The organism is Streptomyces sp. KR55 (assembly GCF_052245645.1).
Lineage (GTDB): Bacteria > Actinomycetota > Actinomycetes > Streptomycetales > Streptomycetaceae > Streptomyces > Streptomyces flavusporus.
Window position 1 is genome coordinate 1 of sequence record NZ_JBQQCE010000483.1, and the last position, 7459, is coordinate 7459.

8 protein-coding genes are annotated in these 7459 nt (G+C 71.0%); 3 read left to right on the plus strand and 5 right to left on the minus strand.

Annotated features, from left to right (window positions below; translation table 11 throughout):
- Positions 1-123: 123 nt before the first annotated feature.
- Both ACTWQJ_RS42580 and ACTWQJ_RS42585 read left to right on the plus strand, forming a co-directional pair.
- On the plus strand, positions 124-981 hold the full coding sequence (locus ACTWQJ_RS42580) for a helix-turn-helix domain-containing protein (protein ID WP_129800053.1): 858 nt from the start codon (positions 124-126) through the stop codon (positions 979-981).
- Positions 982-1164: 183 nt separating this feature from the next.
- Positions 1165-1353: a DUF397 domain-containing protein gene (locus ACTWQJ_RS42585; protein ID WP_129800052.1), complete on the plus strand. Its 189-nt coding sequence runs from the start codon at positions 1165-1167 to the stop codon at positions 1351-1353.
- A 107-nt stretch (positions 1354-1460) separates the two neighbouring features.
- On the opposite strand, the gene ACTWQJ_RS42590 is transcribed toward ACTWQJ_RS42585, so the two are convergent.
- A complete protein-coding gene (locus ACTWQJ_RS42590) occupies positions 1461-2312 on the minus strand; it encodes a MerR family transcriptional regulator (protein WP_443311775.1) in 852 nt (283 codons plus the stop codon).
- Positions 2313-2611: 299 nt separating this feature from the next.
- On the opposite strand from ACTWQJ_RS42590, the gene ACTWQJ_RS42595 reads away from it, so the two are divergent.
- Entirely contained in the window at positions 2612-3544 is a 933-nt protein-coding gene (locus ACTWQJ_RS42595) for a helix-turn-helix transcriptional regulator (RefSeq protein WP_443311776.1), read from the plus strand.
- Between the two features lie 3 nt (positions 3545-3547).
- Here ACTWQJ_RS42595 and ACTWQJ_RS42600 read toward each other — a convergent pair whose 3' ends face one another.
- The 4 genes from ACTWQJ_RS42600 to ACTWQJ_RS42615 form a co-directional block, all read right to left on the minus strand.
- Positions 3548-4876 (minus strand): methylaspartate mutase, encoded by a 1329-nt coding sequence (locus ACTWQJ_RS42600; RefSeq protein WP_443311777.1) that lies wholly within the window; start codon positions 4874-4876, stop codon positions 3548-3550.
- Positions 4873-5292, minus strand: a complete 420-nt coding sequence (locus ACTWQJ_RS42605) for a cobalamin-dependent protein (protein WP_443311778.1) — start codon at positions 5290-5292, stop codon at positions 4873-4875. Before ACTWQJ_RS42605 ends, ACTWQJ_RS42600 begins: the two co-directional genes overlap by 4 nt.
- 137 nt (positions 5293-5429) lie before the next feature.
- Positions 5430-6662 carry a stearoyl-CoA 9-desaturase gene (locus tag ACTWQJ_RS42610; protein ID WP_443311779.1) on the minus strand — a complete coding sequence of 411 codons (1233 nt, stop codon included), beginning with the start codon at positions 6660-6662 and terminating at the stop codon, positions 5430-5432.
- A partial coding sequence (locus ACTWQJ_RS42615) for a lyase family protein (RefSeq protein ID WP_443311780.1) occupies positions 6659-7459 on the minus strand: 801 nt, incomplete at its 5' end. The genes ACTWQJ_RS42610 and ACTWQJ_RS42615, both read right to left, overlap by 4 nt.

The following is a 7459-nucleotide window of genomic DNA, read 5'->3' on the forward strand; positions in this document are numbered from 1 at the left end:
TGACGCGTACGCGCCGCATATCCGCTGTTTCCCAGCGGTAAGAAGCACCTTGGTGGCAGTCTGCTCAACAGCAGATACACAAAGTGGCAAAGTTCGAGGCATGCAGCCGGAGGTGCACGTCCCGTGGCGTCCAATGTCAATCCCACCGTCAGGCGGCGCCGGCTGGGCCAGGAGCTGCGCAGGCTCCGCGAGCTCAAGGGCATGACGGCCGAGGAAGTGGCGGAGCGGCTGCTGGTGTCGCAGTCGAAGATCAGCCGGCTGGAGAACGGCCGGCGCAGCATCAGCCAGCGCGACGTCCGTGACCTGTGCGGGGTCTACGAGGTGGAGGACCACCGGATCGTCGACTCGCTGATGCAGATGGCCAAGGACTCGCGTCAGCAGGGCTGGTGGCACGCGTTCGGGGACATCCCGTACAGCGTCTACATCGGTCTGGAGACGGACGCGGCCTCGCTGCGGGTCTACGAACCGCAGGTCATCTCCGGCCTGTTGCAGACGCGGCCGTACGCCGAGGCGCTCATCCAGGGCGCACTGCCCGAGACGTCGGAGGCTGAGGTCGACAAACGCGTCCAGGTGCGCCTGCGGCGGCAGGAACGCATCTGCGCCGAGGAGAACCCGCTGCGCCTGTGGGCGGTGCTCGACGAGGCCGCCCTGCGGCGCGTCGTCGGCAACCGGCAGGTGATGCGCGAACAGCTGGACCACCTGGTCGAGATGTCCCGGCTTCCGCACATCACCGTTCAGGTCATGCCGTACTCGGTGGGGGCGCATCCCGGCCTCAACGGCCAGTACGCGGTCCTGGAGTTCCCCGATGCGGGCGACTCGAGCGTCGTCTACATCGAGGGCGTCACCAGTGATCTCTATCTGGAGAAGCCCGCCGATGTCCAGAAGTACTGCGTCATGTACGAACACCTCAGGGCGCAGGCTCTGAACGTGGACCAATCGCGCCAGTTCATTGCAGATGTCGCGAAAGAGTATGCGGGCTGAGGCTCAACACCCGAGTAGGGCGCCGGAGGGTACACGTTCGCCGGGCTGAAAGAAAGACTCCTCTGGAATATGCCATCCGGTCGAGTGAATCGCTTCTTCGGGCAGGGAAGTTGGCGAGTAGCGTCGATCACGCCATCGATCAACAACGTTGGCGACTCGTCAACTTGCCAGACCGGAGCAACCATGGCAATTCAGCAGGGCGCCACCCCCGAGTGGACCAAATCCTCATACTCGACCGGAAACGGCGCTTGCGTCGAGATCAAGTCTCCTGTCCCGTCGGCGCTCGCCGTCCGGGACTCCAAGACCCCCGAAGGCCCCGTTCTGGCCTTCCCCGCCGATGCGTGGAACGTCTTCGTGGCGTCGGTCAAGTAACGCCCGTCCAACACCCACGCGCACCACAGAAAGAGCCCTCTCGACTGGCCCGCCGTCCCGGCCGAGGGGGCTCGGCCCTGTCCAGGCCCTGCTCGGCAGGGCCGCCGTCACCTCACCGGAAACGCCACATCGCACACCGGGTCCTCGGCCCCCGCCGTGTCCCAGTCCGCGAAGTACACCTCCCGGCACGGGCCGGCCTGCCACAGCCCCTGCTTCGGGATCCACTCCTCCACCGCCTCGAAGGCGGCCAGGATCTGCGGATGGGCCACCTGCGCCTTGGTGATCCGGGTGTACGCCAGCCGCTGGGCCGGCTCCACACGGACCTTCGTCTCCCGCGTTCGGCCCTGCTTCTCGACCCATGCCCGGGCCGCCGCCTCGTCGGCCACCGGCACGCACGACTCGGCCGGTCCGTCGCTCTCCATCGACACGTCGGAGTGGTACACGACGAACGGCGCCGCCGTGATGCCGCCGCAGTCCCGCGCACCCTCCTCCAGACGCCCCAGCGACGCGCCGATCCACGCCGGCAGCTCGTCCGCCAGCACATGCCGCGTCTCGGTGATCAGCACCTGCTCGGGCACGTCCACCGTCTCGACCAAGAACTTTCCGTACATCTCGGAGCTCCTCCCCGACAGTCGTCCACGGAGGTACCCGGCGAGCGTCCGCTGCCCCGCGAACCGCGCCTCCACGTCCGCCCAGTACGCGTCGAGCCGGTCGGCGGCCGCGGCCCCGTCCGGTGCCTCGACGACCTCGGCGATCCGCGCGAGCGGCATGTCCAGCTGGCGCAGGAGCGCCACGAGGCGGGCGCGTTCGATCTGGCCGGCGCGGTAGTAGCGGTAGCCGCTGGCCTCGTCGACGTGCGCCGGTGTCAGCAGGCCGAGGCGGTCGTACAGCCGCAGGGCCTTGGCCGAGAGGCGGGCCCGCGCGGCGAACGCGCCGATGGTGAGCAGTTCGTCGGTCACCGGTTCATCCTCCGTCACCGGGCGCCTTCCGCCCGGTGACCAGGAGGCTCGTCCCTGCCCCAGGGGCAAGGTCAACCAGGCGCGTGTTCCACCCTGTGAGCAGCTACTGGTCGGTCGCTTAACGCGCCTGTTACCGTTCGGCCGGGTTACGGCAATGGCGCCGTCCTCTGGTTCTTTGCAGCGTGGTGGAACGGGGACGTGGGGGCACCATGGGCCGCTTGGTGTGGGACAGGCTGACCGATCTGAGGCTTCAACCGGATGACGCGCGTGTATACGGGCGGGTGCTCGACGGTACGGCCGTGGACGTGCCGTCGCTGGCCGGAGAACTCGGCATCACCGAGGGCGAGCTGACCGATTCGCTGGAACGACTCCTGGGCCTGGGCCTGCTGCACCAGGAGGACCCCGACACCCACCGCTACACACCGGTCGGCCCGGAGTCCGCGGCGCTGCTGACCCTGCTGCCGCTGGAGACGGAGCTGCGCAAGCAGACCGAGCTGATCGCGCACGCGCGCCGGGACCTGGAGAGCCTGGTGCCCGTCTACCACAACAGCCTGGCCTGGCGGCAGCGCGCCAAGGGCGTGCAGGTGCTCAGCGAACTCCAGGACGTGCGCAACGTGCTGGCCGAGCGCGCCGCCAACTGCCAGGAGGAGGTCCTCACCGCCCAGCCCGGTGGCGGCCGCCGCACCGAGGTACTGGAGGAGGCCGTCGAGCGGGACGAGGCGATGCTGCGCCGGGGCGTGCGGATGCGCACGCTGTACCAGCACAGCGCCCGCTTCAGCCTGCCGACCGCCGCCTACGTCGAGCGGATCACCCTCCAGGGCGGCGAAGTGCGCACCGCTTCGGCCGAGTTCATGCGGCTGATCGTGTTCGACCGGCGGGTCGCGGTGATCTCACAGGCGGGCAACAGCCTGGGCGCGGTGCTCATCGAGGAGCCGAGCGTCGTGAACTTCGCCGTGCAGGCCTTCGAGCACGTGTGGTTCAATGCCGAGCCGTTCGAGGTCGACACCTCCCGCGAGCACATCGAGTCGCTGTCGGAGGACGTCGACAAGGCGCTGCTGAGGCTGCTGGCCAGCGGCATGGACGACGCGGCGATCGCCCGCCGGCTGGGGGTCTCGCTGCGGACCTGCCAGCGCCGGGTCTCCCGCATCCTCGACAGTCTCGGCGCCCGCAGCCGCTTCCAGGCCGGCTATCTCATCCACAAGCACGGGCTGCTGGCCGAGCCCACCAAGTGACGGTCACTCCCCGAACAGGCGGGGGAAGTGGTCGATGTCCTTGGTGAGGGCCTCGTACAGATCCGTGGGGCGGCTGCGCAGCGCGTCCGTGTTCCGGTCCCGCAGGGCCCGCGGCAGCGGCAGGGCGCCGGGGGACAGGATGCGGATCGCGCCGTCCTCCGCGCGGCCCGGGATCACCGCCGAGCGGGCGTGCCGACTGGCGCTGAACGGGATGTCCAGGGTGCCGTCGGCGAAGGCGGCGGCGATGGCGTCGTAGAGGCCGAGGCCGCTGTCCAGCACCGGCGTCACCAGGGCGTCGACCTCGGCGAGGATCCACTCCAGCTCCTCGGCGATGCGTGCCTCGTCCAGCCGCCAGCCCGCCAGAAGCGGCGAGTTGGCGCGGGCGGCGAGGTGCAGGCCGTCGATGATGGCGCGGGTGTCGGGGATGCCGTACGCCTCCTGGTACGTCTTGGTGATCAGCTTGGTCGCGCCGCCGTACCGGGCGACGAGGGCGCCGTAGAGGATGAGGTCCTCGGCGTGGGCGCGTTCGCGCGGGTAGACGCCCATGAACTCGTGCAGGACCGGGTGGACTTCGACGCCGGCCGGCAGGTGGCGGGCGGCGAGCAGCGGGATGGCGCGCAGGGCCGCCACGTCCTGCTCGGCGTGACCGCCCTGCGGGTAGGCGACCGAGATGCAGCGCACGCCCTCGCGGGCGGCGGCGACGGCCTCCAGGACGCTGACGGCGAGACTGACCGAGGGCGGCATCAGGACGGCCGTGAGCGTGCCGAACAGCTCGCGGTCCACGACCAGTCCGAGCTCCGCCAGCTCACCGCAGGCTGCGTCGACCTCGCGCCAGGCGGCCAGGGACCGTCGCAGCGGTACGTCCTTGGAGTACGGCAGGTTGTACGAGATGCCGCCGCCCTCGAAGGACGTGATGCCGGCGGCGACGGCCGTGCGGAACAGCACCCGGGCGTCGGGGGAGCCGTGCCGGATCTCCAGGGGTGCGCGGACCGCCTCGTTGAGCTCGCGGCCGCGCCGCCAGCCGTGGGTGACCAGCGGATAGCCGTTCAGATCGGCCGGGTTGCGGTCGAGGACCGACCGGGCGTGGTCGAAGCGGCCCAGCCGGGTGTGTGCGTCGATGGTGACGGACAGGACGTCCGGGGCGGCGTGCTGCTCGATGTCCCTGAGCAGCGTGGACATCTGGGGGTGCGAGCCCACTCCGCAGCGCGGCTGGAGGGCCAGGCGGCCCGCGGTCCGGGCCTCCCGCAGCACCTCGGCCGCGGTGGGCTTTCCCGACTCGCGCATGTACGCGACGGATTCGTGGAGCGTGGGGAGTTCGGTGGCGGTCGTCACGCGGCGCCCGCCGGGGTCCGGGCCGCCAGCTCGTCCAGTACGGCGGGCAGGTCGGCCGCGTCGCCCAGGACCCGGTGGACACCGAGCGCGTACAGCCGCTCGATGCCCGCGGACTGCTTGTGGCTGCCCACGGAGAGGTTGCCGCCCACGATCACCGGGCAGCCCAGCAGGCCCCGGGCGCGGGCCTCGGGAAGGTCGCGCAGATCCTCGTACGCATGGCCGTTGAGGCTGCCGATCAGGACGGCCTCGGCGTCGGGGTGCTCGCGGTGGGCGGCGGCGAACTCGTCGACGGTCGTGCAGGTGCCCAGGTTGACCACCTGGAATCCGTGGGCGCGGAGGGTGTGCGCGATGAGCTGATTGGCCACCGCGTGGCTGTCGCTCGCGGCGACACCGAGGATCACGGTGCGTCGGTGCATGGGGGCGGCTCCGGTCGGTTCTCGGACGATTGAGGGTGTGGGGGCGACAGCCCCCACAGGGGCGCGGGGAACTGCGCGACCAGCCACGACGAGCCCGCAGTCAAACGACGGCCTATCGCGGCGCAACCCGCGGAGCGCTAGTCATCGAAGGCTGCGAACAACTCCCGTCGGCTGACGTCCCGCACCCGTCGCACGTCGAACTCGGAGGGGTCGGCGGCGGACAACGAGTCGAAGACCAGGTTGATCGCGGGCACCAGCCCCCACGCGTGGTGGTAGGGCGGCCAGCCACCGCTGCCGCGCTCGGCGTCGGCCTGGCGGGCGAAGAGGTAGTCCGCCCATTGGCGGGTGGCGGGATGGCGGTGGTGGAAGTCGTGCACCACGGTGTCGCCGGTCAGGACCAGGTAGCGGGACGGCAGGTGCACGAAGAGCATGCGCGCGGTCCAGCGCAGCCAGGCCGCGGTGGCCTTGAGGGGCGCCTGTCCGGCGGCGGGGGCCGGCTCGCCGATGAAGATCGCGTTGGTGAGCGAGCCGAAGTACGCCTTGCCGCGCCGCTCGGTCAGGGACGGGTCGGGGAAGGTGTGCTTCACGCACAGGCGCAGGGTGTTGCTGATCTGGAACAACGGCACGAGAGGCACGAACCAGACGACCAGCAGCGCGGCCCACGTGCCCGTCGCGATGCCGGCCGCGAGCCCGCCGCCGTACAGCACGGTTGCCGTGATGCGCTCGCTGCGGGAGGAGCCGTGCCAGAAGGAGCGGGCCCGCGCCACGGCGAACGTCATGTGGAAGACCGGCGAGAACAGCTTGCCCAGGCTGCGCCGCCACATCTGCCGACGGGTCATGCCGGGGTGCAGGTCGAGGCTGATCAGGAAGGCCTGCACGGTGGGGTCGCGCAGCGTCATGTGGTGGGCGGCGTGGTGGTCGCTGACGTGCTCCTCGCTGTAGCGGGAGAAGTGCTGCACGATCAGCAGACCGGAAGTGGCCCGGCCGATGGCCGCGTCCAGCTTCTTGCGGCGGAACATGTTCTTGTGCGAGCACTGGTGGTAGATCATCATGCGCAGGTTGCGCATGCCGTGCAGCGTCATCGCCCAGCCCGGCAGCAGCAGAAGCAGCCAACTCCCTGCCAGCGCCCAGCCGGTGACCGAGAGGGCGACGCCGGCCAGCATCGAGAACAGCGCCGAGAAGAGATGGAAGGCGGGCGTCCACCAGCGCAGCGGGGCCTGTCCGGCGAGGGGTCTGCCGGTGAGGAGCGTCAGCGGGTACTGGAGGGCGCGGGGGAGGCACCGCATGGACTCGCGTACCGGATCGGGTGCTGCGGATACGTCGGCTTCCGGTGCGTGGTCCGGGACGGTGAGGTCGGACACGACGGTCATCGGGACTCCTCCTGGGGCGCCGAGCCGAGTTCCCGCTGTACGAGCGGGCCGGCCGCGCCGGTGTAGCGCGTCGGGTCGAGCAGGTCGGCCGGTGCGGTGGCCGAGAGGGCGTCGGGAAGGCCGGGGGCGAGCACCTCGCCCAGGGGCCGTCCCGTGAGTTCGGCCTCCAGGGAGGCCCGGGTGAGCAGTGCCTTGGCGGCGGCCCTGCCGAGCCGGGGTGCGAGGACGGCGGCGAGCCGCTCCGACACCACCTGGCTGCCGGTGAGTTCGAGGTTGGTGCGCATCCGCTCCGGGCGTACGACGAGACCTTCGGCGAGTTCCGCGGCGCAGCCCGCCGCACCGCCGGCCAGCCGCAGGGCCTCGCGCAGCGGCTGCCACTCGGCGTGCCAGGCGCCCGCGGACCGCTCGTCCTCGGCGAGCATGCACTGCTGCACCACCGAGGCGAGCGCGGGCACTTGGAGCGCCGCCGAGCGGATCAGTGTGGACAGCACCGGGTTGCGCTTGTGCGGCATCGCGGAGGAGGCGCCGCGTCCGGCGACGGGCGGCTCGGCCAGTTCGGCGACCTCGGTGCGGGCCAGGGACTGCACGTCGACGGCGATCTTGCCGAGGGCGCCGGTCGTCAGGGCGAGCGTGGCGGCGATGTCGGCCACCGGGGTGCGCAGGCTGTGCCAGGGCAACTTCGGGATGTGCAGGCAGAGTTCGTCGGCACATGCGGCGGCGAGCAGGGCGTCGTAGTCGGCGGGGCGGTCCGGGCCGGTGTACTCCAGGTATCCGGCGCGGGTGCCGGCGGCGCCGCG

Coding starts and splice junctions, on each gene's coding strand:
- ACTWQJ_RS42605 (WP_443311778.1), bottom strand. CDS start 5,292: ATGCACCGACGCACCGTGATCCTCGGTGTCGCCGCGAGCGACAGCCAC.
- ACTWQJ_RS42585 (WP_129800052.1), top strand. CDS start 1,165: ATGGCAATTCAGCAGGGCGCCACCCCCGAGTGGACCAAATCCTCATAC.
- ACTWQJ_RS42610 (WP_443311779.1), bottom strand. CDS start 6,662: ATGACCGTCGTGTCCGACCTCACCGTCCCGGACCACGCACCGGAAGCC.